The organism is Pedobacter sp. D749 (assembly GCF_019317285.1).
Classification (GTDB): Bacteria; Bacteroidota; Bacteroidia; order Sphingobacteriales; family Sphingobacteriaceae; genus Pedobacter.
The window spans coordinates 3,337,557-3,362,511 of sequence record NZ_CP079218.1; the positions used below are offsets into that span (position 1 = coordinate 3,337,557).

Below are 24,955 nucleotides of genomic sequence, written 5' to 3' on the forward strand. Positions count from 1 at the left end.
ACCTTATAGGTCTGTGAGATTATTATTAGCCTAAAACCGCTAAACTTTCTTCAATAATTTTGATTTTAGCTTCAGCATCGGCTTTTTTATTGCGTTCATTGGCAATAATCTCGGGTTTTGCATTCTGTACAAAACGTTCGTTACTCAATTTAGCATCAACCGACTTTAAAAAGCCCTGTAGATAAACTAAATCGGCATTTAAACGTTCGCGTTCTGCTTCTACATCAACGTTTTCGGTTAGTGGAATAAAGAATTCATCTTTACCGGCCATAAAAGCCGTTGCGCCAACAATTTTATCGTTTACAATCTCCACTTCTGATACATTGGCCAGTTTAAAAACGATGTTTAACCATTTTTCGTAATCAAGATCAGAATTTACCTTAATGCTTAATGGCAACGCTTCTTTAGGCGAAATCTGCTTCTGGTTCCTTACATTTCTAATTTCGGCTACCACAGTCTTAATTACCTCTGCATCTTTCAATAATTGCTCATCAAAAGTTCCGCCTTTCGGAAATTCGGCCACAATACAGCAATCCAGTTCCCCGCGATCGGCAAAGAGGTCATCATGCCATAACTCTTCAGTGATAAAAGGCATATTAGGATGCAATAACTTGATGATATTTTCGAAGAACGCAATAGTTGCTTTGTAACTCTCCGCATCAATTGGCTGTTGATAAGCAGGTTTAACCATTTCTAAATACCAGGCACAGAAATCATCCCAAACCAGTTTGTAAGTGATTGTTAATGCTTCAGACAGTCGGTATTGTTTGAAGTTAGCTTCAATTTCTACCAACGCTTCGTTAAAGCGGTTTTCGAACCAGGATATGGCCTGAGTATTAGGGTTAACCAGTTTTTCGTCAACTTCCCATCCTTTTACCAAACGGAAAGCATTCCAGATTTTGCTGGCGAAATTACGTCCCTGTTCACAGTAGCTTTCATCGAACATTAAATCGTTCCCAGCTGGTGACGACATTAACATCCCCACACGAACGGCATCAGCACCATATTTTTCAATTAATCCGATGGGATCAGGTGAGTTACCCAGCGATTTAGACATTTTACGGCCTAATTTATCGCGCACAATCCCTGTTAAATACACATTGGTAAATGGTTTTTTGCCCATAAACTCATGTCCGGCCATAATCATACGGGCTACCCAGAAAAATAAGATTTCAGGTGCGGTAACCAGATCATTGGTTGGGTAATAATAGTTGATGTCTTTATTTTCAGGATTTTTAAATCCATCGAAAACTGAAATCGGCCATAACCATGATGAGAACCAGGTATCCATCACATCATCATCCTGCCTTAAAAATGGCTCTAACTGATGTTTGAATCCAGCTTTTTCCGTTTCTGAGCAGCTTTCATCTAAATGTTTTTTCTTCCAGAATTCTTCTAATGCTTCATCTTTGGTTTTGGCAACTACCCAATTTCCTTTATCATCGTACCAGGCCGGGATTCTTTGCCCCCACCATAACTGACGACTAATGTTCCAATCGCGAACATTTTCCATCCAGTGGCGGTAGGTATTTTCAAATTTATTGGGAATCAGGTTTACTTCGCCATTCAAAACATCATCCAAAGCTGGCTGCGCCATCTCTTTCATCTTCACAAACCATTGCATCGAAAGTTTTGGTTCGATAGCAGCATCGGTACGCTCAGAAAAACCAACCTGCGATTTATAATCCTCCACTTTTTCTAAATGCCCAGCCTCTTCCAGCATTTTGGCGATTTTTTTACGCGCAACAAATCTGTCTTCGCCCACTAAAATAACAGCCAGTTCATTTAAAGTTCCATCATCATTTAAGATATCTGTAACTGGCAAATTGTGTTTTACACCCAGTTCATAATCATTTAAATCGTGTGCCGGTGTAACTTTTAAGCAACCTGTACCAAATTCGATATCTACATATTCATCCTCAATAACCGGAATTTCGTGGTTAACCAGAGGCACGAAAACTTTTTTACCTTTTAAGTGCGTAAAACGCTCATCGTTCGGATTGATACAGATCGCCGCATCGGCCATAATCGTTTCCGGACGCGTAGTCGCTATGGTTAAGAACTGATCGTCCGTTCCCGAAATCAGGTATTTAATGTAATAGAGTTTCTGGTTTACTTCCTTACGGATCACTTCTTCATCAGAAACGGCCGTTTTACCAGCCGGATCCCAGTTAACCATACGGATACCCCGGTAAATCCACCCTTTTTTGTAGAGATGAATAAACGAATCAATAACTGCTTCAGAAAGATCTTCTTCCATGGTAAAGCGGGTACGGTCCCAATCGCAGCTTGCGCCCAATTTTTTTAGCTGTTCTAAAATTATACCACCGTATTTCTCTTTCCACTCCCAGGCGTATTTCAGAAATTCCTCACGAGAGAGATCTTTTTTATTGATTCCCTGTTCTTTTAACATCGCCACAACTTTTGCTTCGGTTGCAATAGAGGCATGATCAGTTCCCGGTACCCAACAAGCATTTTTACCTTGCATGCGGGCTTTACGGATCAATACATCCTGAATGGTATTATTGAGCATGTGCCCCATGTGCAGTACACCTGTGACGTTTGGCGGCGGAATTACGATGGTGTAAGGTTCGCGTTCATCGGGTTCTGAATGAAAAAACTTTTTAGATAGCCAATAGCTATACCATTTATCTTCTGTTTCTGCAGGATTGTACTTGGTGGATATGCTCATGAATGTATTAAAAATTCAAAAATAGCTAATTAAGCTGAAAGACCAAAGCCAAGCAAGTGGAAAGCTGAAAGACTAAAGCAGGTAAACTTCAGATAGGTATACATAGAAGATAAGCGTGTTAGTTTTTAGAAAAGCAGGTGCGTATTTTGATTTAGCCCTGCTTTGCATACAAGTCATCTTCTGACGAAAAATCCTTTCATGTAGCCACAACTAATTATGACATTCTTCTGCCGCTCTATGCCGCGGTGGCAGGGTACTTTGGAGCGCCAAAGTACCCAAAGCGCTTTGTCAATCCAGCAATGAGCCTTTTGCACAATCCCATGCGCATCAAAAAAACAGTGGGCACTTCGTTTTGTGTTCAATTTTTTTTTAAAATCAAATCATCGTTTATGAACACAAAACCACTGCGTTTCAGGTTTGTTAATGCCAAATTATCTGAACTGCAACTGTTTTTTTGATTTCCCCGGCTCTTGGGATTGACAGCGTCCTTGGTTAAAATCCGTGCTTTATTAAAGTTGCTTAGCAAAATGCCTAAACTATCCTCAAAAAAGATGTGCCAATACGGTAGAATGAAAAATCGGGATTGCAGGCTTTACACGTCAATCAGGTTTAGAAAAGTTGGTTCGTGCAAAACAAGAACGATAATGAAGTTTTATTAAACGATTACTCTACGTCATCAAAAACATCATCCAAAGCCAGTTCAAAACCAGGCAATACGGTTGACGTAATTTTTTCGCTTAAGGTGAATATTTTAGAGGGTTGGAATTTACCCATCTCATTTAGGGTATATATCAAAATGCTTTGATCACTTTGGCTCACCACCCAATATTCTTTAACACCAAACTCTTCATAAACCTTATACTTATTTAGCAGCTCCATTTTGGTATTTCCCGGCGATAAAATTTCGATTACCAGATCAGGTGCGCCGATACAGCCGCGGGCATCGAGTTTGCTTTTATCGCAGATTACGCAGATATCAGGTTGGAGAACAGTAAATACATCTTTATCAGCTTTGCTTTCCTTTGGAAAACGGACATCAAAAGGCGCCGCATAAACCTTACAGGGTTTACCTTTTAAAAAATTAATTATTGGATTTAACAAATTAATAGAAACACCTTGGTGCACCCTTGATGGCGCAGGACTCATTTTAAATATTTTGCCTGCAATCAACTCTACCCTTTCAGGGAAAAGCCAGTTTAAATAGTTAGAATAGCTATAAGTTAACGATGCATCAAGTTCATTGAACTGCCTGACAGGCTCATCATCGTTTAAAACAGGATATGGAACAGGTTTAGACATAGCCTAAGATACTAAAAAAAATAGTAATCTGAAAAATATTTATGGATTTTATAAATCCTTAAAAACATCATCTAATGCCAGTTCAAAACCTGGTAATACAGTTGACGTAATTTTTTCGCTTAAGGTGAATATTTTAGAGGGTTGGAATTTCCCCATCTCGTTTAGGGTATATATCAAAATGCTTTGATCACTCTGGCTCACCACCCAATATTCTTTAACACCAAATTCTTCGTAAACACGGTACTTATTAAGCAGTTCCATTTTGGTATTTCCTGGTGATAAAATTTCGATTACCAGATCAGGCGCGCCGATACAGCCACGAGCATCAAGTTTGCTTTTATCGCAGATTACGCAGATATCCGGTTGTAGTACGGTATATACATCCTTATCAGCCTTGCTCTCTTTGGGAAAGCGAACATCAAACGGGGCCGGATAAACCTTACATGGTTTACCCTCTAAGAAATTACCAATTTTCAAGAAAATATTACCAGCCACTTCCTGATGCACTCTTGATGGCGCAGGACTCATCTTAAAGATTTTACCTTTAATCAGTTCTACTCTTTCGGGAAAAAGCCAGTTTAAATAGTTTGAATAACTATAAGTTAACGATGCGTCAAGTTCATTGAACTGCCTTACAGGTTCATCATCGTTTAAAACAGGATATGGAACAGGTTCAGACATAATCAAATATACTAATTTTTATAGTAATCTGACTTTCTATTTTTCAACATATCTTAATACCATTAAGAAATTAAGGACATTAAGTTTTAGGCAATTACTTAACTATTTTAATTTTCTTAATGGTAGAAGTATAAATTTACTAAAACTTCATCTTCTGAATTCTCACCGCATTTAAAATCGCCAGAAGTGCCACACCAACATCAGCAAAAACCGCCTCCCACATGGTTGCTATTCCTCCTGCCCCTAAAATTAAGACAATTGCTTTTACCGCAAATGCCAATACAATATTCTGGATGACTACATTTTTGGTTGCCTTACCTATTTTAACCGCGGTTGCAATTTTAGAAGGCTGATCGGTTTGAATCACTACATCGGCTGTTTCGATCGCAGCATCGCTACCCATTGCGCCCATGGCAATACCAATATCGCTGATCGCCAATACTGGTGTATCGTTAATTCCATCTCCCACAAAGGCCACCACCTTACTTTTGTCGCTTTTAATTGCTTCAAGTCTGGCAACTTTATCTTCAGGTAATAAATCCCCAAAATAAGTATCAATTCCTAAACTCAAGGCTACTTTTTTAACAATTGAGGTTTTATCACCGCTTAACATCACAACCTGTTTTATTCCGTTTTCGTAGAGCTGTTTAATGGCATCGGCAGCATCTTCTTTTATTTCATCGGCAATTAGAACATAACCAACATATTTCTGGTCGATAGCAACAACAACTATACTTTCTTCTATCGACGCAATTTTAGGCTCAAAATCAATATTAAATTTCTCCAAAAGTTTAACATTACCTGCTAAAACCTCTTTACCATTAACCAGCCCCTTCAAGCCCATTCCAGCAATTTCCTCAATGTTTTCGGCAGGATGAATTTCTTTTTCACCAGCATATTCTACAATGGCTTTAGCAATTGGATGAGTCGATTTGGCTTCAACAGCCGTTAATAAATTCAAAAATTCTGCTTCATCAATACTGCTTTCTACTTTTTGAACATTGAAAACACCTTTTGTTAAGGTTCCGGTTTTATCCATCACAACCGTATTCAGTTTGGTAATCAGATCAAGGAAATTAGAGCCTTTAAAAAGAATACCATTTGCAGATGCCGCACCGATTCCGCCAAAATAACCCAATGGAATAGAAATGACCAGCGCACATGGACAAGATATAACCAGGAAAACCAGCGAACGATACAACCAGGTTTGGAAATGATATTCGTTTCCTAAAACCAAAATTGGGATAGTAACCAGCGCGAGGGCTAAAAAGAAAACAATCGGGGTATATATTTTCGCGAACTTGCGAATAAAAAGTTCGGTCTTGGCTTTGCGGGTAGTGGCATTTTGAACCATTTCCAAAATGCGGGATAATGCACTATCGGCAAAAGCTTTGGTCACTTTAACTTCGATTACTTTATCCAAATTAAGCATCCCTGCCAAGATCGATTCGCCCTTATTAATTGTACGCGGTTTGCTCTCGCCAGTTAAAGCAGCAGTATTAAAACTGCTTTTATCACTTATCAATTCTCCATCTAAAGGGATTTTCTCTCCAGCCTTTACTTGTATGGTTTCGCCAATTTCTACCATTTCAGGATTAATGTCTTCGTATTTTCCGTTGCGCAATACATGTGCTACATCTGCACGAACATCAAGTAATGCTTTAATATTCCTTTTGGCACGGTTTACCGCAGCCATTTGAAACAACTCGCCAATGGTGTAAAAAAGCATTACCGTTACGCCCTCAGGATATTCTCCAATGGCAAAAGCACCAATGGTAGCGATAGACATTAAAGAAAACTCGGTAAAGAAATCTTTGGCTTTAAAAGTTTCCCAAACCTCGCGTAAAACCGGAATGCCAACAGGTAAATAAGCCACGATATACCAATAAGGGCGAATGACCTGAAATGCCGGAACATTAAAAAGATTATCGAACGCAATTCCAATCAGCAACATAACCAACGTTACGATGGCTGGCAAATACGTTTTAAAGGCTGATGGATCTCCACCATGGTCGTGGTCATGTTCGTCGCCTTCTTCATGTGCATGATCATGGCTATGTTTTGGTTCGGAATGCGCTTTACTACTGCAACAGCTATCTTCTTTATCGTGTGAGTGACTCATTATATCTATAGTATGCTAAACATCATTTTTATTGTTAACGATAAAACCTTGCGGGTTTAGATAACCGTTTTCAAATTTATGGAAAATAAAATGTTTTATCCCGAATCATTCTTAATAGCAATAATTTTTACAAGCGCACAATAAATTTTGTTAAAAAATGTTAATAGTGGTATAAAAGATTTAAAATCATGAAATCTATTAAAATTTCTTTTTCAGCATCAGAACTTATCAGGAGGCTTGGCTTAGCAAAAATATACTACTGGTTTAACAAGTAATATTCTTAATATATAACACCAGTATTAATTAGTATTTCATAAATTTCGCATCATTATTAACTTATTAAGCGAATGAAATACCAAAATTTGAAAAGATATTTTGCAGCGCTAGGTATAGTCGCCGCCGGATTTTCTGCAAATGCACAAACCAAAAAATTTATCGACCCTGCCAACATGGATCTTTCCGTTAAACCAGGCGACGATTTCTACACCTACGCAAGTGGTACGTGGATAAAAAACAATCCAGTTCCTGCTAAAGAAACGCGTTGGGGTTCATTTAATGAGCTTCGCGATTTCAACATCAACGCTGTTAAATCTTTAGTGGAAGATGCAGCAGCCGACAAATCTGCTCCTGCAGGTTCGGTTAAGCGTAGAGTGGGCGATTTTTATACCGCTGCTATGGATAGTGCAACCATTGAAAAATTAGGTTACACACCAATAAAAGCCGATTTAGCGAAAATTAAGCAAATTAAAAATATTCAGGGTGTATTGGATCAGGTGGCTTACATGCGCACCAATGGTTTGGGTGGCGGAATGTTTGGCCTTGGTGTTGGCCAGGACCGCAAGAATGTAAACAAATATATGGTGAATATTAGTCAGGGAGGCACAACACTTCCCGATCGCGATTATTACCTGAAAGATGATACACGCAGTGTTAAAATCCGCGATGCTTACAATACTTATATGGTTACTTTATTTACCTTAACAGGAAGTACACCTGAAGAAGCAAAACAAAAAGCAGCAACTGTTTATAAAATTGAAAAGCAATTCGCCGAAGCGCAGATGAGCCGTTTAGAAATGCGTGATCCTTACGCAACCTATAACAAGCTTACCGTTGCCGAACTGAACAAAAAAACGCCAGATATTAACTGGACAACCTATTTGCCTAAATTCAAAATCAAAAATCAAGATACTGTTCTGGTTTCTTCGCCTAAATTTATGGTAAGCCTTGATGGAATGTTAAAATCGGTTCCGGTTAGCGATTGGCAAACTTACCTGGAGTGGAACATTTTAAAAGGTTCGGCTTCCAGTTTAAGTTCGCCATTTGTGAAGGCAAGTTTCGCTTTTACACAGGCTCAAACAGGTCAGAAAGTACAAACACCGCGTTGGCAACGCATGTCATCTTTAACTGATGGCACTATCGGCGAATTATTAGGTCAGCTCTACGTTGCCAAATATTTTAAGCCAGAAGCAAAAGAACGCATGAACGAGATGATTGTGAACTTGCGTAAAGCATTCGAAATTAGAATTAATGGTTTGGAGTGGATGAGCCCTGAAACCAAGCAAAAGGCATTAGCTAAATTACATGCCTTTACACCAAAAGTGGGTTATCCGGAAAAATGGAAAAACTACGATGGTTTAGTGATTAATAAGGATACTTATTTCCAAAACTTACGCAATGCAAGTGTTTGGGGCTATAAAGAAATGGTTGATCAGTTAGGTAAACCTGTGGATCGCAAACGTTTTGGCATGACACCCCCAACGGTTAATGCTTACTATAGCCCTACACTGAACGAAATTGTTTTCCCTGCTGGTATTTTACAGTTCCCTTTCTTTGATCCAAATGCCGATGATGCTGTAAATTACGGTGGTATAGGTGCGGTAATTGGTCACGAAATGAGCCATGGTTTTGATGACAGCGGAAGTCAATATGATGCTGCCGGTAACTTAAAAAACTGGTGGACTGCTGAAGACAAAGCTAAATTTGACGCAAAAACAAAGGCTTTAGGCGAGCAGTTTGATGCTTATACCGTATTAGATACCATTCATGTAATTGGTAAGTTAACCATGGGCGAAAACATTGGCGATTTAGGAGGTTTAAATGCCGCTTATACTGCGTTCAAAATGACCAAACAAGGTCAAAGCAATGAGAAAATTGATGGTTTTACACCAGATCAGCGTTTCTTCCTGGCCTGGGCACAAGTATGGAGAGGTAATATTTTACCCGAAAGTGCTGCTCAGCTAATTAAAACAGATCCGCATTCTCCAGGTCCCTACCGTACCATTGGTGCACCTGTAAATATGGACGCATGGTATAATGCTTTTGATGTTAAACCTGGCGATAAATTATATAAAAAACCAGAAGACAGAATTAGAATGTGGTAGTTTTGAGGTTGAGGGCTGGAAGGTTTTTTCCACTCGACAGCTAAATGAATTATTTTATCATCCCTATATTAGAAGCGCCCCGATTTATTTGGGGCGTTTTGTTTTATTAGCGTGGTGTAAGATGTTACCATCTGACACTGGCTGAAATTATCAATTCAATTTATCGAATTAATTGATTCTTTTTAGATGTTGAATAAATCAGTCGGATGGTAACATCTGACTGCAAGATTATCCACCGCCTTGGTATCTCCACGAACTAACAATTAATCTCAACAATCAACCTCAATATTTATCCCAAATCAAAATTAATGTATCTCCTTTCAGTAATTCTTAATTATCATTCTATCTTTGAAAAAACATAAGCCCCTTTTCATGAGAAGCGCATTTAAAACAATTCTTATCCTAAGTTTAACCTTACTCTCTTCCATAAGCTTTGCTCAAGACAATAAGTTAATCAGCCTTGAAGCATTGATAAATAAAACCGATCCGGCCTGGCCACTGGTAAAAAAATGGATTGATTCGGCAAAAAATAAGGTAGAAATACTGCCTGTTGATTCTGCAAAAGCAAAAGAAGTTTTATACAACTCGCAAATGACTACCTATGCTACACTTGGTTCGGTAATTTATAATACTGGTGGCATTATGGTTGATAATGGCTGGATTAGGATTTTGGGCTCAGGCAGCGAAAGATTAAGCCGGAATGTTGCGGAATGGAACAAAGGGAAAACCATACAGGAATATGGCGATAATATTCCCTATCTTTTAATTGCCGATGATGCTGTAGGTGGTTTCTTTGCAATTAATTACGGCGGTTTGGGTAAAGACATTAAAAACGTGTATTACCTTGAACCAAACAGCCTAACCTGGCAGCCACTTGGAGCGGGTTATGGCGAGTTTCTTGTTTTTTGTTTCGATAGTGATCTCTCTAAATTTTATAAAGGTTTACGCTGGAGCAATTGGAGCCAGTTTATTGCGAATCTAGATGGCACCAAGACTTATAGTTTCCGTCCATATTTATGGCAAGAAGGAACCGATATTGAAAAGTGTACCAGAAAACTGGTAGGCATTGAAGAAATGTATCGTTTTAATATCATGAAGTCGAAAGAACTGAATGCTGATAAAGGCATAAAAAAAGACGATACACAAAAGAAAGAAACCAAAAACGAGCAATAAATCGCTGTTTACAAAACAATTCGATGCCTGATACACTCGCTACCATCACTCAGATTAAAAATACCAGGGCTTTTGTTCTGGAATTAGTAAAAGATTTAACCACAGAGCAGTTAAACAAAATCCCTTCGGGTTTTAACAATAACATGATCTGGAATATTGCCCATTTAACCGCTGCACAGCAAAACCTGTGTTATGTAAGATCGGGATTAACGGTAACGGTTCCAGAAGAACATTTTTCGCCATTTTTAAGCGGGACAAAACCAGAAAATTTTATTGAGCAGACAGAGATTGATTCCATTTTTGATACACTCTTGAACAGCATGGATCGTTTAACCACCGATTATTTGAGTGGTATTTTTTTAAAGTTCGATCCTTGGGACAAACGTTATGGTATGAAACTAAATTCGATAGAAGATGCGATAAACTTTATCCCTTTCCACGAGGGGATGCATATCGGTTATATCATGGCATTGAAGAAATTGGTCTAGCCCTGAAAACTTAAGCGTATTTTGCCTGTGTCTTTTTAGGGAGTTTAGCCAAAACCATCGCCCTCGAATCTGCCACCCTATTTTTTAGTTCTTTATCGTTCAATACATCCAAATTTTCGATCTGAATCCATTGCCGCTTTGCCATATGATAGGCCTGCGCAATGCCGTCTCTGGCAGCGAGTTCATCAAATTCATCCGGATTGCATTTGATAGAAAAACGGTTACCCTCATCAATAGCAATAATTACATAGATTTTCTCTTCTATCATAAAACACAAATGTTCCCATTTCATACCTTCTGTAGTGCCGGGTAAACTCAAACAATATTCTCTGAACGATTCGATGTCCATATTTAGGGTTTAGGGTTTAGGGTTTAGGGTTTAGGGTAAGACCAAAGCTAAGAACAAAAGATTAAAGCCGGAAGAGAAAAAGTCAGAGGTCGGAGTCCGAAGATTAAAGCTGATTAACTTACCTATCCTTTCTGTGGCTAATTTATCCCAAAATCCAAAAATCATATTAATACTATATCTTATCTATATTTGCGTCATAATCTTAAAATCCAAGAATCCTTAAAATCCTAGCTCATGAATATTATTACGCCTACGGCTGATGGTTCGAATACACTTTACAACGAAACCATAGGCGAACATTACCATAGTAAACATGGCGCCCTGCAAGAAAGCAAACACGTGTTTATTGATGCCGGATTAAAATTTGCTTCTACTAATTTAAATGAAGTTTCCATTTTGGAAGTTGGTTTCGGCACCGGACTGAACTTTATTTTAAGTTTCGAATATTGTACAGAAAATAGCATTAACCTTAACTATACCAGCATTGAGGCCTTTCCACTTACTACAGATATAATTGAGCAGACTGGTTATGCAGCATATGTTCCTGAAGAAATATGGACCGATTTTATTTCAAATTATCCGGAAGCATTAAAAGCACCCAAGAAATTAACTTCGCTTTGCTCGTTAGAAATTCCGCATACTACATTGGCCGAATACAGCAGTGATCAAAAATTTGACCTGATTTATTATGATGCATTTTCCGTGCAGCACCAACCCGAAATGTGGAGCGATGAAATTATTGCACATGCCTGCCATTTCTTAAAACCTGGCGGAACTTTTGTTACCTACGCCATTACCGGAAAACTAAAAAGAGCCGTTAAAGCCTGCGGATTTACCATCGAAAAATTACCTGGCGCCCCTGGTAAAAGGGAAATGCTAAGAGCAATTAAAGGGATGTAAAGGATGGAAAATGTAAGATGGATGATGTAAGATGGAGCAAGTCCGAGGTCAGAAAGTCCGAAGATGGCATTGCACAAGAATAGTCCTCAACTTTATGCTCTCTGCTCCTTCCTCTTTGTATCTTCATGCCTTTGTGGTAAAACAATGCACAAGAGGAACAGCCACCGAACTCCGTGTCCTCTGCGCCTTTCTCTTTGCGTACTTTGTGGTTAACCTACGATATCATTTGAACATAATTTCATCTCCTGCAAAAACCACAACATCCTGATTTTGTTAAAATATCATTAACTTTCATATCATGGAAAAAAGAACCTTAGGAAAAACCGATTTAAATATTGCGCCAATAGCATTTGGAGGAAATGTTTTTGGCTGGACGATTGATGAAAAAAAATCGTTTGAAATATTAGACCAATTTATAGAAAGTGGTTTCAATTTTATAGATACGGCCGATGTGTACTCGCGCTGGGTACCTGGAAATAATGGTGGCGAATCGGAAACGATTATTGGTAAATGGCTTAAAAACCAGCACAAACGTCATGATATTATTATTGCAACCAAGGTAGGCTCAGATATGGGCCAGGGTAAATCACTAAAAAAAGATTATATCATCAATGAAGTTGAACATTCTTTATCGCGCCTGCAAACCGATTATATCGATCTTTACTTCTCTCATTTTGATGACGAAAGCACGCCCGTTGAAGAAACATTGAGCGCCTACGAAACTTTAATTAAAGCAGGCAAAGTCCGCTGGATCGGGGCTTCAAATTTTTCTGCCGACCGCTTAAAAGAGTCATTACTTTATTCAACTGAACATAGCTTACCGCGTTACGAAGTTTACCAACCAGGATACAATCTTTATGATAGAGAAAACTTTGAGCAGGAACACGAAAAAATCTGCCTGGATTATGGTTTGGGGGTAGTGACCTATTATTCGTTGGCCAGTGGTTTCTTAACCGGAAAATACCGCAGTGAAAACGATTTGAATAAAAGCCAGCGCGGTGGTGGTATTAAAAAATTCCTGAACGAACGGGGCTTTAAAATTTTAAATGCGCTGGATCAGGTTGCTGAAAAGCACGGTGTTGAGCCAGCTTCTGTAGCCCTCGCCTGGTTAATTTATCATCCATCAATTACGGCCCCAATTGCAAGTGTTACCGACTTAAGCCAGTTAAAATCGTTCACTGAAGCCGCAAATCTAAAATTATCACCAGAAGACATTTCCCTTTTAGATAAAGCGAGTATCTATTAAAAAATAATCTCTTATATTTAAATGCCCGATTGATGAAACAATTAATCGGGCATTTTGTATTAAACAGGATTTAAAATTATATGAAAGACAAACTATCGTTCCTACCCAAGCTTGCTCTGGTTCTTTTCTGTTTAATCAGTTTAACATACATTGCCATTTTAGGCCATTCTTTGTTGGCTCCCCTACTTTTCTCTTTTTTAATGGCCATCTTATTATTACCTGTTGGCAATTTTTTAGAACGCAGATTAAAATTCAAAAGGAGTTTATCAACCCTGGTTTCAGTAATTTTGATGATTGCTGTAATTGGTGGCATTATTTATTTCTTTGGCAATCAATTAAGCGATTTATGGGCAGATTGGCCTTTACTTAAAGAGAAAGCGAATGTTTCTTATCACGAACTTCAAAAATGGATTTCACACACGTTCGGCATAAATTCTCAGAAACAACTCGATTATTTAAATGATAGCACAGAGAAAGCTTTGGCTACCAGTGCAGCAATTGTAGCCACTACCTTATCCACGCTATCTTCTACCCTGTTATTTTTAGGTTTCACACTACTGTTCACTTTCTTTATTTTAAACTACCGGAGAGTTTTATTTACTTTTTTAACTTCGGTTTTTAGTGAAGAACACAAAGAAAAAGTTACAGAAATTGTAAGTCAGATTCAGTACATCATTAAAAAATACATCATAGGTTTATTCTTACAGATGCTTATTGTTACGGTATTAATGATTACTGTTCTAAGTTTATTAGGTGTTAAATATGCAGTTCTTTTGGGTCTGGTAGCTGGTATTTTTAATGTAGTTCCTTATTTGGGAATATTCTTTGCCTTGTTAGTAAGCTGCCTGATTACTTTTGCAACCGCTGGTGCAGGTAAAGTGCTGCTGGTTTTAATTGCCTATGTTGGTATACATGCTATTGATGGAAATATACTGATGCCATTAGTGGTAGGCTCGAAAGTGAAAATAAATGCATTATTTGCCTTTATTGGAATTGTAGTAGGTGAGATGATTTGGGGCATTTCAGGCATGTTTTTATGTATTCCTTACCTGGCCATGTTAAAAATAATCTTCGACAGAGTAGATACCTTAAAACCCTGGGGCATTTTAATGGGAGAAGAACATAAGCCTGATAAAAAGAAGCGTGTTTACCGGATTACAAAAAAGATTAAATTAGAAGAAAAAGATTAAAATGGCCGAAAACAGATCGCCTCATATATTAAGCACTTCTGCCAATCTTTTGGGTATTTGCTTTATTGTGCTTACTTCTTTAAAAAAACTAGCACTTACCGATGGCTCTTTAATTGACGAATTTGCTGTAGCTGCCGTAATGTTTTTTATGACCAGTTGCATCTTATCTTTCATCTCGATGAGGAGAAAAGAAACGGCAAGTCAGCGACTGGAAAAAGCTGCTGATCTCATCTTTTTATCCGGTTTATTGGTATTGTTTCTTGCTACAATTTTAATTGCCTTTAATTTGATCAAGTAAATTAAAAATTATAATAAATGAAACCTTTATTTGTATTACTTGTCGTGTATATTGCCCTATTAGCCTTTGGTGGTCATACTACATTTGATAAAGGAAATATTTTTGCAGGCAATATTGCCATGGGTGTGATGTTACTTTTTACCGCTATCGGGCATTTTAAGTTTAAAACCAGTATGGCTGCCATGATCCCCCTGTTTATTCCTAAAAAAGTAGAAATTGTACTTTTAACAGGTGTGCTGGAAATCTTATTTGCCATTGGTCTGGCGATTGAAAGCACGAGATATTTTACCGGGATAGCCCTGATTATTTTTTACATTGCTATTTTACCTGCAAATATTTACGCGGCCAAACACCGCATCAATTACGAAGATTTGCATAAACCAGGGCCGGGACTAAAATATTTATGGTTCAGAATACCCTTTCAGCTTTTCTTAATCGCCTGGGTTTGGTACTTTAGCGTTCGATAAACATAGTTCAACCATAAAACATGCCTAATAATCCAATTCCGGCAAGCGCCAATAATCCAGCTGATGCCTTTATACGTTTACTCACGGTTTTAGATACATTGCGTACACAATGCCCTTGGGATAAAAAACAGACCATGGAAACATTACGCCATTTAACCATAGAGGAAACTTATGAATTAAGCGATGCCATTTTAGAGGGCGATTTAGACGAAATTAAAAAGGAACTTGGTGATGTGATGATGCACCTTGTTTTCTATTCGAGAATTGCTTCAGAAACCAACGATTTTAACATTACCGATGTTTTAAACGGAGTCTGCGATAAACTGGTAAACCGGCACCCGCATATTTATGGCGATGTTGAAGTGCAGAACGAAGAAGATGTAAAACGCAATTGGGAACAGATAAAACTGAAAGAAGGCAATAAATCGGTGCTTGCTGGTGTTCCATCTTCATTACCAGCTTTGGTTAAAGCTGCCCGTATCCAGGAAAAAGCCCGTGGCGTAGGTTTTGATTGGGAAGATAAAAACCAGGTGTGGGAAAAAGTTGAGGAAGAGCTGCAGGAATTTAAAACTGAATTTAATGTTGCGGATAACACGGCCATTGACATCGAAAAAGCAGAATCAGAATTTGGCGATGTACTTTTCTCACTGATCAACTATGCGCGTTTCATCAATATCAATCCTGAAAATGCCTTAGAAAAAACCAATAAAAAATTTATCAAACGCTTTCAGTACCTCGAAATCAAAGCAAAAGAAAACGGAAAAGCCCTGGCTGATATGACGCTTACCGAAATGGATGTATATTGGAACGAAGCAAAGAAATTATAGCTAAAAGGAGTATAATCACAAAATTCATATTAATTCTGCGAATGGAATCGCAAATTTTATATGAATTTTGCGATTTCAACCTTAGCCAAAAAATTCCCCGTCCACATAATACCATCGCCCATCTTCTAATTTGAAGTTTGATTTTTCATGCAATATTTCAGTTTGGAATTTCTTATTCAGATAATGGGCTTTAAACTCTACAACATCAAAATCTGAAAAAACAATTTCGAGTTTTAGCCATTTGGTCTTTTTCGAACTGTTTAAGTATGCGCTTTTCGAATGTCCTTTTCTTTTACTACTATGCGTAGTTTCATAAAGATAATCCGCATCAGCCACTACAAAAGCCGAATATCTGGAACGCATTAAGGCTTCTGCAGTTGGTGCTGTTTTCGTTTTTAAATGATAAGGCTGGCAACAGTGCCCGAAGTTTATTCCACTTCCACAAGGACAGTTTATTAAATTCATGATTAAAATTTACCGCACAAAAGTATGATTTAATATTCCTGCTGTTAAAATTTCCGTAAAATTGCAGTAGAATAATGAGGTATTTCTTTCATATAGCCTATCAAGGCCAGTATTTTAGTGGGTGGCAAAAACAACCCGGGGTTAAAAGTGTTCAGGAAGTTATTGAACAAACCCTATCGAAGATTTTAAAATCGCCCATTGCCATTAACGGCTGTGGGCGGACTGATGCGCATGTACATGCCAGTCAGTTTTTCTTCCATGCTGATATTGAAAAAGAGATTGATTTCGATCTGCTTTACATCCTGAATAAAGCTTTACCTTATAATATCGCCGTATTCGACATTATTAAAATGGAAGGTAAACCGCATGCCCGGTTTGATGCCGTGCAGCGGAAATATGATTATTTTATCCATACCTATAAAGATCCTTTTTTAAGCACCCAAAGTTCCTTTTATCAATTAAATAATTTAGATTTTGATAAAATGAAAGCTGTGGTAAAATTATTACCGCTATACAAAGATTACAGGGCTTTCTGTACGCATCCTGATAAATACGAACATACGATATGCAATGTAATGGAAGCAGATTTATTTGTAAACCCAAAGGGCGACAGACTAAGATTCCACATTGCCAGTAACCGTTTTTTGGGTAAAATGATTCGCATCATTGTAGGTAAAATGTTAATGGTAGGTAAAGGAGAACTTAGTTTTGACGAATTTGAAAGCGAACTGATTACCCTGCAACCTTCAAAATTATCATTGCCCGCTCACCCAACAGGCTTATACCTTTCAAAAGTCACTTATCCGTATTTAAACCTCGAACCACGGACTGAATTTATTCATAGTACACAAGGTATAGACTGGATTTCAATTTAAGTGTAGCGTTTTTATTTGGAACTCCGTTTAAGGGGTATGAAAGCCCAAATCTGTATTTTCCTTTTTGCCCTGATCCTATCTTTAGGATGTAAAAAACCTACAACTGTGGATGTTCTATTGGACGGCAACTATACAGGTGTATTGGTCATTACCAATAGTGTAAAGTCTGTGCCGGTAACCCGCCCGATTTCAGTTTCGTTAAAAGATGGAAAATTTAACATTGTGCCAAGTGCTGACCTAAAACCATCGGGAGGCAAGGGAACGTATACTTTTAAAAATGGGATTGGTTATTTTACCGATGAGGACATTTGGACAGCAGATTTCGATTGGAATATGATTTTAAACGGCGAATACAATATCAGAAGCAGCGGAGTAGATTTAACCCTTAGAAAAAGATTCAATGCAAAAACAGATTTTTCTCCGGCCACCTCTTACGCTACCATAGATTATGAATACATTTTAAAAAGAACTAATTAACCCCATATAAATGAAAAATTTAATATTCTTATTTATCGCCCTATCTATTTTTGCTTTTGGATGTAAGAAAAAATCTGAAACAAAAACGACTAATTATGATTTTGAAATCAATACGTCAAAATCAATTGGTGCATCTACATTAGCATTAAAATCGATTAGTGATAACCGTTGCCCAATAAATGCTGATTGCGTTAGCGCCGGAAGTGCAACAGCACATTTCAAATTAACAGGCAATGATGTTGATCAGGAAATTACTTTATGCAACGGTGGAGAATGTGGCACATTAGAAAGTGTAGCAAACATTAAAATTAACGGCATAAATTATTCACTCAAATTAATCGACATCACACCATATCCTCAGCTTCAGAAAAGTAATATTACAAAAACTGTAAAAGTTGAGTTGACAAGAGCTTAAGTTTAGGTTTGCTTGGGCATCGGGAAATGATCTGTCCGGTGCTCCAAGTTTTTTTATTTAAATCTGATTGCCTTAAGCGGAGAAACCTTGCTGATCAATAATGAAGGAATAATTAAAACCGTTAAACACACCACTATCGTAACAATATTAAGCAGCAGCACATCGATAAAATGAAATTCTATGGGTGCATAAGCTAAAAAGTAAGACGCCTGGTTAAGTTTAAAAATGTGCGTGGACTGCTGCAAGAAGCCAAGTCCTAAGCCCAGAATATTTCCAAGCAACAAGCCAATACCAATCAAATAAGCTGCGTTGTAAAGGAAAATTTTCATGATGCTCCAGTTACTGGCCCCAAAAGATTTCAGCATCCCGATCATATTTGTTTTTTCTAAAATCATGATCAGCAATGCGGTAACCATGTTAATTACCCCTACAATGAGCATCAGGATTAAAAGCACATTGGTGTTAACATCAAGAAGGCCTAACCAGGTGAAAATATTCGGAAAATTTTCTTCAATTGAATAAGAGCGCAAATGGCGGGGAAGATTTTCATAAATATTATCGGCGATAGGTTTAAGCCTGTTAAAGTCCTTAATCCTGATTTCTATCCCCCCAATTTCGTTGGCTTTCCAGTTATTCAGCCGTTTAATAATATTAAGATTACCCAGCACAAAGCCCTTATCGATATCTTCTACACCAATATCGTAAATCCCTACAATTTTAAATTTACGCGGGCGTAACTGATTTTGAACAAAGTACATGATAAAATCATCACCTGTTTTGAGTTTTAAACGATTAGCCGTATAATTCGAAATGAGCAGTTCTTGCATGGCAGCTGTACTGTCAGAAAAATCGATGATGGTTCCGCTTATAATATGCTGTTTAATGTAATCCCACTTATAGCTTTTATCTATCCCTTTAAAATTAATGCCTTCAATTTCATTATTGGCCGAAAGGATGGCAGGTTTTGTAGCAAAAGGATAATAATATTCTATATCCCGATTATTTTTGAGGATTTTTTTAGTTTCTCCATCCATTACGAAAGGAGAATGCTCAAAAGAATTATTCAGATCGTAACGGGTAATCTGTACATCACCTAAATAGCCCCTAACTTTATCCTGTATTTCAGTTTTAAAGCCTTTAATAATGGCTATAGAAAGAATCATAACAGCCAAACTCAACATCACGCCAGTTATTGCAATGCGAACGATAAGTTTTGAAAAAGTGCGCTCAGATTTAATGGCTATCCGCCCTGCTATGAAATATTCGAAATTCAATTTAATCAATTTGTATTAACAAAAATGCTCAATTCCTTTTTAAAAATGGCATTTTTAAAAATAAATAACCAACTTTAAACATCAGTCATTAAGTTTTAGCAAGAAATACCAATAGCATAAATAAAATATGTGGTAAATTGTTTTGTTATCATACCGGAAGATTAGAATATAATGAAAATGAAAAATTACATCAGCTTTACTTTAACCAGTTTAATTGCATTATCGGCCTGCGGACAACCCAAACCACTTGAACAGGAAGCTTTGGGGAAGAAAAGCCCGGAAAACAGAAAACTGATGATCAAGACTGTTAAACTACCAACGGCAATTAAAACTGGTGCAGAACAGACCGAAAAATATCTCCCGCTGTTAAAAGGTAAACGTGTTGGTATGGTCGTTAACCCTACATCGGTTATCGGTACGCAGACTTCGGTTGATAGCCTGCTGAAACGAGGCGTTAAAATCCAGAAAATATTTGGTCCTGAACATGGTTTTAGAGGCAATGCCAGTGCCGGCGTTACCGTTAACGATGATGTTGATTCCAAAACAGGTATAAAAGCCATTTCGCTTTATGGCAAACACAGCACGCCTACAGCTGAAGATTTGGCAGATATTGACATTATGGTATTCGATATCCAGGATGTTGGGGTCCGTTTTTACACCTATATCAATACCTTACAGCACGTTATGGAAGCTTGTGCAGCAAACAATAAAACATTATTGATTTTAGACCGTCCAAATCCAAATGGCTATTTAATTGATGGGCCGATTTTAGATCCAAAATTTAAATCGGGTATTGGGGTGCAACCTATTCCTATTGCGCATGGCTTAACGGTTGGTGAATATGCACAAATGTTAAATGGTGAAGGCTGGTTGAAAAATAAGGTGAAATGCAAAATAACCATTATCAAAAACGCGAATTATAATCATGATATGGCGTATACTTTACCGGTTAAACCCTCTCCAAACTTAAATACGCAGCAATCTATTTTACTTTATCCATCTACCTGTTTATTTGAAGGCACTTATTTAAATCACGGCCGTGGAACAATGTTTCCTTTTACTGTTGTTGGGGCACCATACCTAAAAGGTAAATTCGATTTCAGTTTTACGCCAAAAAGCATAAAAGGAATGTCTGAAACACCACTATTTCAAGACCAGGTTTGTTATGGCTTAGATTTAAGAACTTACGATACCTCAAAACTGGTAAAATCGAAACAGATAAACATCAGCTGGTTAATCGAATTATATCAGGCATCGCCAAGAAAAGAAGATTTCTTTAATACCAAATTAAGTAAAGAAATGGGTACTATCGAAAGATTGGTTGGGGTGGCAGATTTCAGGCAACAGGTAATTGATGGAAAAAGTGAAGCAGAAATCAGGGCGAGTTGGGAACCCGGCCTAAGTGCGTACAAAACAATGCGTAAGAAATATTTGCTATATAATTAATTATTGAATGTGAGAATGATTGAATGAGAGCAGGATTGAATTGCTCTTGCAATTATTTTCAAACTTAACAGATAGAGGTTTGTTATTATTTATAATTGATAAGCGTTGTGCTATTCAATCATCCAAAAATCAATCATTCAATAATTATAAGTATGAGCGGTCCAAAAGTGAAAAGCGATAAACCTGGAAGTAATTACCAGGAAGAGGTACCAAAAGGCAGAGAACCTGTTGACCACAAAACAGTAAGAAAAGAAAACGACAGTACACCCACTAAGCCTGTTCGGACGAATAATCCGGCGAAACAGCGTGAAAACGAAGAACAACCTGTTCATCCGATTAAAAAGGCACCTAAAGAATAATTCAGAAATATCGTCATCTCGACTGTAGCGTTACCTCTATCGATTTTCATCAGCTGCGAAATGTAGCTGCCTATAACAGATTGCCCGACTGTGTTTCACTACACTCGAAATGACGATTTTTTACATCAAAATTGTCTATTTACTATTTGCTTTTAAAAACGACAATAAAACTTTCTCTTCATGCGCTAGTCCCAATTTTCCGGTTATTTTATTGTTGTTCATTTTTTTTATGTATTTCCCCAGTTCATCATTCTCATAAGCGGTAAGCAACAGCGGATACACGTAAGAACTTTTACAAACCGCTCTGGTATTGCCTAATTTTTTCGCTACACAATCTAAAACCGTAACGATTGTTTTTTTTGAATTTAGGTTAAAATTCTCATCAGCACTGCAGTTCGAAAACTGGCGCAATGCTTCTAATGTTCCGCCCCAGGTTCTAAAATCTTTGGCCGTAAAATCATCTCCTGTAATTTCTTTAATATAAGTGTTTATTTTACCCGAATCGATGCTTTTATGTTCTTTTCCATGGGTATAAAACTGAAATAATTCCTGTCCGGGGATATCCCTGCATTTTTTAACCAGTTTTGCGAGCGACCGGTCGTTTAATACCACTTTCTGTCGGACACCTTTTTTCCCAACAAAATCCATCGTTATTTTACTCCCCTCAATTTTAACATGTTTATCGCGAAGTGTAGTTAAGCCAAAAGAACCATACAGCTGCTTATAACTTTCATTACCCACACGGATTAGCGTTTTTTGAAGTACGTCTACAGAAATCGCCAATACTTTACGTTCGTCGAAATCTTTTCTGCGGAGATCTTTTTCCAGATTTTTCCGGGCATTGGGCAATGCTTTTCCAAATTCGAATAAACGAAAATATTTATCTTCGGAACGGCGGTTTGTCCACTTTGCATGGTATTTATATTGCTTCCTGCCCGCAGCATCTATACCGGTAACCTGTAAGTAGGCGTTGGGTTTATTTGCTATCCATACATTTTGCCAGGCCGGAGGAATGACCAATGCTTTAATTCGGTCAAGATGCTTTTCATCAGTAATTTTATTACCATTCTTATCTTCATAATGGAATTTACCTGGTTTCCCTTTCCGGTAAATCCCAGGCATAGTATCAGTTACGTATACCAGTCCACTTGCTTTAACAACATCTTTGCCTTGTACCATTTTTACCTATAAGTATGGGTTTATTTTTAGTTATTTTGCAAAACCTTAACGCGGGTAGCCACGTTATTTTTAGAAACACAACACTTTCTTTATGAAAATAGTTTTTATGGGTACGCCCGATTTCGCAGTAGCTTCTTTAGATGCCTTAGTTCAAGCCAATTTCGATGTAGTTGCAGTGGTTACTGCACCAGACAAACCTGCTGGCCGTGGCCAAAAACTGAATGAAAGTGCAGTAAAAAAATATGCTGTAGAAAAAGGAATTCCCGTTTTACAACCTGAAAAATTAAAGAATCCTGAGTTTATTGCCGAACTAAAGTCTTACCAAGCCGATTTACAAGTAGTAGTGGCTTTTAGAATGTTACCCGAAGTGGTATGGGATATGCCTCCAAAGGGAACCATTAACTTACACGGATCACTTTTGCCACAATACCGTGGTGCCGCACCAATAAACCACGCCATTATAAACGGAGAGAAAGAAAGTGGTGTAACAACTTTTTTCCTTACTCATGAAATTGATACCGGTAATATTATCCTTAGTGATAGTACCGCCATTGCCAATGATGAAACCGCAGGCGACCTACACGATAAACTGATGTACATAGGTGCCAACCTACTGGTAAAAACGCTTAAAGCAATTGAGGCTGGCGAGGTTAACGAACAACCTCAGCCACAAAGCGGCGAATTAAAGCATGCACCTAAAATCTTCAAAGACGATTGCAAAATCGACTGGAATAACGAAGCGCAGACGGTTTATAATTTAATTCGCGGCCTGAGCCCTTATCCTACTGCTTTTACTTTTTTAAACGATAAAACGCTGAAGGTATTTAAGGCCGAAATAGAAGATAAAGAACCGGGTATAGTTGCTGGCGGCTTTTTAACAGACGGTAAAACCTATTTAAAATTTGCCGCTAAAGATGGTTTTATCAAGCTTTTAGATATTCAGTACGAAGGAAAAAAACGAATGCTGATCGAAGATTTCTTGAGAGGAATGCGGTTGTAATTGGGAATTTGAGTTGTCAACTTTAATGACCATTATGCAAGAAAGTTGACAACTCTTCTGTTGGATTTCACAAAAGGTGTGGGTTGCAAGACAAGATTAGCATAAAAGATGTTTAATAATCCGATAGGTATCGGATAAGTATTTATTATGGAGCAATTCTTTTTTGGAAAGCAGTGTCAGTAGCTTTTAGGTTAATGCAGTCCCGCTCCCGCTTCTGCCAATTTGAAGGAAATTGGCATCCCGCTTTGATCGGGTTTAGGTGGCCACAAAGTGCTTCTGTTTAGGGTTAAATAAACCCGACCAAAACCGAAGTACCTCAGGTTTTGCTTTACTAATTTATTTATAAAATCAATATGAATGACAGATGAATTAGCAAATTGAAAGGCTACGAAGCATCGTCATTGCGAGAAGGCTTTTTCAGCCGACGAAGCAATCTTACAACGATCGCTACTAGCGTATGCATTAAGATTGCTTCGTTCCTCACAATGACGGCTTTTCTACCGATTATAATTATCGATAGCCCTTTCTATATTCTTCTTACCAGATTCGCCTACAAGAAATCCTCCCAGACTTAAACCGGCCCCCAAACCTAACAAAACAAAACTGCCCGTATAACTGCGGTCTGCATATTTTGGCATACCGCCGAATGTAGTGCCTACTTGTTTACCTTCTGACATCAGTGTAACCCCACTGGCAATAATTGCAGCTCCTGCTGCTACATACATGGCAATGCCTGTAATCTTAGTATTCTTATATCGCCTTAAGAGTGCTAAACTTTTCGGATTATCAGCCATGGCTTCGTTTAAATTACGATAATTTACTCTTTTTAAATCGGAGTAGCCCTTGTTAATAAACATCCGATTGTTTACTGTCTGCCGCCTGTAATCTCTAAATCCATAGTATTCACCTTCCATAAGAACATCATCATAAATTACTTCCTGATAAAGATTGAGCTTACCTTCAATAATCCGCTCAGCAAAAGAGGCTTCTCCTAAAAGGCTAAGTTTTCTGGTGTTGGCAAAGAAGCCATCCTGATTATTAAAAAATTTGACCTGTGACACCGGTATCCCCCTTGAATCGGCCCTAAGCGACCACCCACCGGTTAAATCGGGTCGTAACCTGATCTTTTGTGCATAAACTGTAGAATCTGAATAGAAGTACAGAAAGTTTCTGGATTCGTTCAACTGCTGTGAACGGGCGTTCAGGCCATAGCAAGCCATTACGAGAATGAGTAATTTTTTCATTTCGGTTAAATTTGTGTGTGTGACCAATAATACTAAAAATATAGTTCAGGTAAACACAAACCGATATAAATAAAATGTAACATCCCCGAAGCAAAAGAAATTTGCCTT

General features: G+C 37.9%; 24 protein-coding genes. 15 read left to right on the forward strand and 9 right to left on the reverse strand.

Annotated features, from left to right (window positions below; genetic code table 11):
- Positions 1 to 25: 25 nt before the first annotated feature.
- The 4 genes from KYH19_RS13410 to KYH19_RS13425 form a co-directional block, all read right to left on the reverse strand.
- Positions 26 to 2,692, reverse strand: coding sequence for a valine--tRNA ligase (locus KYH19_RS13410; protein ID WP_219075495.1), 2,667 nt, complete (start codon positions 2,690 to 2,692; stop codon positions 26 to 28).
- Positions 2,693 to 3,355: 663 nt separating this feature from the next.
- The gene (locus tag KYH19_RS13415; RefSeq protein ID WP_132395264.1) at positions 3,356 to 3,991 is read right to left on the reverse strand and encodes a Uma2 family endonuclease; all 636 of its coding nucleotides are present in this window, start codon (positions 3,989 to 3,991) and stop codon (positions 3,356 to 3,358) included.
- 48 nt (positions 3,992 to 4,039) lie between these two features.
- The gene (locus KYH19_RS13420) at positions 4,040 to 4,672 is read right to left on the reverse strand and encodes a Uma2 family endonuclease (RefSeq protein WP_219075496.1); all 633 of its coding nucleotides are present in this window, start codon (positions 4,670 to 4,672) and stop codon (positions 4,040 to 4,042) included.
- Between the two features lie 139 nt (positions 4,673 to 4,811).
- Complete coding sequence (locus KYH19_RS13425) at positions 4,812 to 6,794, reverse strand: heavy metal translocating P-type ATPase (RefSeq protein ID WP_219075497.1); 1,983 nt, start codon at positions 6,792 to 6,794, stop codon at positions 4,812 to 4,814.
- A 347-nt stretch (positions 6,795 to 7,141) separates the two neighbouring features.
- Between KYH19_RS13425 and KYH19_RS13430 the strand changes: the two genes are divergently transcribed.
- From KYH19_RS13430 to KYH19_RS13440, 3 genes are all read left to right on the forward strand, one after another.
- Entirely contained in the window at positions 7,142 to 9,175 is a 2,034-nt protein-coding gene (locus KYH19_RS13430) for a M13 family metallopeptidase (protein WP_219075498.1), read from the forward strand.
- A 372-nt stretch (positions 9,176 to 9,547) separates the two neighbouring features.
- Entirely contained in the window at positions 9,548 to 10,348 is an 801-nt protein-coding gene (locus KYH19_RS13435) for a DUF2625 domain-containing protein (protein ID WP_219075499.1), read from the forward strand.
- Between the two features lie 23 nt (positions 10,349 to 10,371).
- The gene (locus KYH19_RS13440; RefSeq protein WP_219075500.1) at positions 10,372 to 10,836 is read left to right on the forward strand and encodes a DinB family protein; all 465 of its coding nucleotides are present in this window, start codon (positions 10,372 to 10,374) and stop codon (positions 10,834 to 10,836) included.
- A gap of 10 nt (positions 10,837 to 10,846) precedes the next feature.
- On the opposite strand, the gene KYH19_RS13445 is transcribed toward KYH19_RS13440, so the two are convergent.
- Positions 10,847 to 11,185 carry an MmcQ/YjbR family DNA-binding protein gene (locus tag KYH19_RS13445; protein WP_193423717.1) on the reverse strand — a complete coding sequence of 113 codons (339 nt, stop codon included), beginning with the start codon at positions 11,183 to 11,185 and terminating at the stop codon, positions 10,847 to 10,849.
- Between the two features lie 234 nt (positions 11,186 to 11,419).
- On the opposite strand from KYH19_RS13445, the gene mnmD reads away from it, so the two are divergent.
- From mnmD to mazG, 6 genes are all read left to right on the forward strand, one after another.
- On the forward strand, positions 11,420 to 12,085 hold the full coding sequence (gene mnmD / locus KYH19_RS13450) for a tRNA (5-methylaminomethyl-2-thiouridine)(34)-methyltransferase MnmD (RefSeq protein WP_219075501.1): 666 nt from the start codon (positions 11,420 to 11,422) through the stop codon (positions 12,083 to 12,085).
- Between the two features lie 298 nt (positions 12,086 to 12,383).
- Positions 12,384 to 13,331, forward strand: a complete 948-nt coding sequence (locus KYH19_RS13455) for an aldo/keto reductase (RefSeq protein WP_219075502.1) — start codon at positions 12,384 to 12,386, stop codon at positions 13,329 to 13,331.
- A gap of 80 nt (positions 13,332 to 13,411) precedes the next feature.
- Entirely contained in the window at positions 13,412 to 14,521 is a 1,110-nt protein-coding gene (locus tag KYH19_RS13460) for an AI-2E family transporter (protein WP_219075503.1), read from the forward strand.
- A gap of 1 nt (position 14,522) precedes the next feature.
- A complete protein-coding gene (locus KYH19_RS13465) occupies positions 14,523 to 14,819 on the forward strand; it encodes a hypothetical protein (protein ID WP_132395273.1) in 297 nt (98 codons plus the stop codon).
- Positions 14,820 to 14,836: 17 nt separating this feature from the next.
- Positions 14,837 to 15,286, forward strand: a complete 450-nt coding sequence (locus KYH19_RS13470) for a hypothetical protein (RefSeq protein WP_219075504.1) — start codon at positions 14,837 to 14,839, stop codon at positions 15,284 to 15,286.
- A 20-nt stretch (positions 15,287 to 15,306) separates the two neighbouring features.
- Positions 15,307 to 16,113: a nucleoside triphosphate pyrophosphohydrolase gene (mazG, locus tag KYH19_RS13475; RefSeq protein ID WP_219075505.1), complete on the forward strand. Its 807-nt coding sequence runs from the start codon at positions 15,307 to 15,309 to the stop codon at positions 16,111 to 16,113.
- Positions 16,114 to 16,194: 81 nt separating this feature from the next.
- Here mazG and KYH19_RS13480 read toward each other — a convergent pair whose 3' ends face one another.
- Positions 16,195 to 16,578: a YchJ family protein gene (locus KYH19_RS13480; protein ID WP_255562420.1), complete on the reverse strand. Its 384-nt coding sequence runs from the start codon at positions 16,576 to 16,578 to the stop codon at positions 16,195 to 16,197.
- 74 nt (positions 16,579 to 16,652) lie between these two features.
- Between KYH19_RS13480 and KYH19_RS13485 the strand changes: the two genes are divergently transcribed.
- Genes KYH19_RS13485 through KYH19_RS13495 form a run of 3 tightly spaced genes read left to right on the forward strand, consistent with a single transcriptional unit; the run spans position 16,653 to position 18,345 of the window.
- The gene (locus KYH19_RS13485) at positions 16,653 to 17,453 is read left to right on the forward strand and encodes a tRNA pseudouridine(38-40) synthase TruA (RefSeq protein WP_219075506.1); all 801 of its coding nucleotides are present in this window, start codon (positions 16,653 to 16,655) and stop codon (positions 17,451 to 17,453) included.
- Between the two features lie 36 nt (positions 17,454 to 17,489).
- Positions 17,490 to 17,930 carry a hypothetical protein gene (locus KYH19_RS13490; protein WP_219075507.1) on the forward strand — a complete coding sequence of 147 codons (441 nt, stop codon included), beginning with the start codon at positions 17,490 to 17,492 and terminating at the stop codon, positions 17,928 to 17,930.
- A 10-nt stretch (positions 17,931 to 17,940) separates the two neighbouring features.
- Entirely contained in the window at positions 17,941 to 18,345 is a 405-nt protein-coding gene (locus KYH19_RS13495; protein ID WP_219075508.1) for a hypothetical protein, read from the forward strand.
- A gap of 53 nt (positions 18,346 to 18,398) precedes the next feature.
- On the opposite strand, the gene KYH19_RS13500 is transcribed toward KYH19_RS13495, so the two are convergent.
- Positions 18,399 to 19,619, reverse strand: coding sequence for an FtsX-like permease family protein (locus tag KYH19_RS13500; protein WP_219075509.1), 1,221 nt, complete (start codon positions 19,617 to 19,619; stop codon positions 18,399 to 18,401).
- 294 nt (positions 19,620 to 19,913) lie between these two features.
- Here KYH19_RS13500 and KYH19_RS13505 point away from each other — a divergent pair, with 294 nt between their 5' ends.
- Positions 19,914 to 21,065, forward strand: a complete 1,152-nt coding sequence (locus KYH19_RS13505; RefSeq protein ID WP_370630319.1) for an exo-beta-N-acetylmuramidase NamZ domain-containing protein — start codon at positions 19,914 to 19,916, stop codon at positions 21,063 to 21,065.
- A gap of 152 nt (positions 21,066 to 21,217) precedes the next feature.
- On the forward strand, positions 21,218 to 21,424 hold the full coding sequence (locus KYH19_RS13510) for a hypothetical protein (RefSeq protein WP_121287149.1): 207 nt from the start codon (positions 21,218 to 21,220) through the stop codon (positions 21,422 to 21,424).
- Between the two features lie 135 nt (positions 21,425 to 21,559).
- Here the strand turns inward: KYH19_RS13510 and KYH19_RS13515 are convergent, their stop codons facing one another.
- Positions 21,560 to 22,603, reverse strand: coding sequence for a DNA topoisomerase IB (locus KYH19_RS13515; RefSeq protein WP_219075511.1), 1,044 nt, complete (start codon positions 22,601 to 22,603; stop codon positions 21,560 to 21,562).
- Between the two features lie 91 nt (positions 22,604 to 22,694).
- Between KYH19_RS13515 and fmt the strand changes: the two genes are divergently transcribed.
- Positions 22,695 to 23,603, forward strand: coding sequence for a methionyl-tRNA formyltransferase (fmt, locus tag KYH19_RS13520; protein ID WP_219075512.1), 909 nt, complete (start codon positions 22,695 to 22,697; stop codon positions 23,601 to 23,603).
- Positions 23,604 to 24,100: 497 nt separating this feature from the next.
- On the opposite strand, the gene KYH19_RS13525 is transcribed toward fmt, so the two are convergent.
- Entirely contained in the window at positions 24,101 to 24,847 is a 747-nt protein-coding gene (locus tag KYH19_RS13525; RefSeq protein WP_219075513.1) for a hypothetical protein, read from the reverse strand.
- Positions 24,848 to 24,955: the final 108 nt, after the last annotated feature.

Coding starts and splice junctions, on each gene's coding strand:
- KYH19_RS13410 (WP_219075495.1), bottom strand. CDS start 2,692: ATGAGCATATCCACCAAGTACAATCCTGCAGAAACAGAAGATAAATGG.
- KYH19_RS13415 (WP_132395264.1), bottom strand. CDS start 3,991: ATGTCTAAACCTGTTCCATATCCTGTTTTAAACGATGATGAGCCTGTC.
- KYH19_RS13420 (WP_219075496.1), bottom strand. CDS start 4,672: ATGTCTGAACCTGTTCCATATCCTGTTTTAAACGATGATGAACCTGTA.
- KYH19_RS13425 (WP_219075497.1), bottom strand. CDS start 6,794: ATGAGTCACTCACACGATAAAGAAGATAGCTGTTGCAGTAGTAAAGCG.
- KYH19_RS13430 (WP_219075498.1), top strand. CDS start 7,142: ATGAAATACCAAAATTTGAAAAGATATTTTGCAGCGCTAGGTATAGTC.
- KYH19_RS13435 (WP_219075499.1), top strand. CDS start 9,548: ATGAGAAGCGCATTTAAAACAATTCTTATCCTAAGTTTAACCTTACTC.
- KYH19_RS13440 (WP_219075500.1), top strand. CDS start 10,372: ATGCCTGATACACTCGCTACCATCACTCAGATTAAAAATACCAGGGCT.
- KYH19_RS13445 (WP_193423717.1), bottom strand. CDS start 11,185: ATGGACATCGAATCGTTCAGAGAATATTGTTTGAGTTTACCCGGCACT.
- mnmD (WP_219075501.1), top strand. CDS start 11,420: ATGAATATTATTACGCCTACGGCTGATGGTTCGAATACACTTTACAAC.
- KYH19_RS13455 (WP_219075502.1), top strand. CDS start 12,384: ATGGAAAAAAGAACCTTAGGAAAAACCGATTTAAATATTGCGCCAATA.
- KYH19_RS13460 (WP_219075503.1), top strand. CDS start 13,412: ATGAAAGACAAACTATCGTTCCTACCCAAGCTTGCTCTGGTTCTTTTC.
- KYH19_RS13465 (WP_132395273.1), top strand. CDS start 14,523: ATGGCCGAAAACAGATCGCCTCATATATTAAGCACTTCTGCCAATCTT.
- KYH19_RS13470 (WP_219075504.1), top strand. CDS start 14,837: ATGAAACCTTTATTTGTATTACTTGTCGTGTATATTGCCCTATTAGCC.
- mazG (WP_219075505.1), top strand. CDS start 15,307: ATGCCTAATAATCCAATTCCGGCAAGCGCCAATAATCCAGCTGATGCC.
- KYH19_RS13480 (WP_255562420.1), bottom strand. CDS start 16,578: ATGAATTTAATAAACTGTCCTTGTGGAAGTGGAATAAACTTCGGGCAC.
- KYH19_RS13485 (WP_219075506.1), top strand. CDS start 16,653: ATGAGGTATTTCTTTCATATAGCCTATCAAGGCCAGTATTTTAGTGGG.
- KYH19_RS13490 (WP_219075507.1), top strand. CDS start 17,490: ATGAAAGCCCAAATCTGTATTTTCCTTTTTGCCCTGATCCTATCTTTA.
- KYH19_RS13495 (WP_219075508.1), top strand. CDS start 17,941: ATGAAAAATTTAATATTCTTATTTATCGCCCTATCTATTTTTGCTTTT.
- KYH19_RS13505 (WP_370630319.1), top strand. CDS start 19,914: ATGATCAAGACTGTTAAACTACCAACGGCAATTAAAACTGGTGCAGAA.
- KYH19_RS13510 (WP_121287149.1), top strand. CDS start 21,218: ATGAGCGGTCCAAAAGTGAAAAGCGATAAACCTGGAAGTAATTACCAG.
- KYH19_RS13515 (WP_219075511.1), bottom strand. CDS start 22,603: ATGGTACAAGGCAAAGATGTTGTTAAAGCAAGTGGACTGGTATACGTA.
- fmt (WP_219075512.1), top strand. CDS start 22,695: ATGAAAATAGTTTTTATGGGTACGCCCGATTTCGCAGTAGCTTCTTTA.
- KYH19_RS13525 (WP_219075513.1), bottom strand. CDS start 24,847: ATGAAAAAATTACTCATTCTCGTAATGGCTTGCTATGGCCTGAACGCC.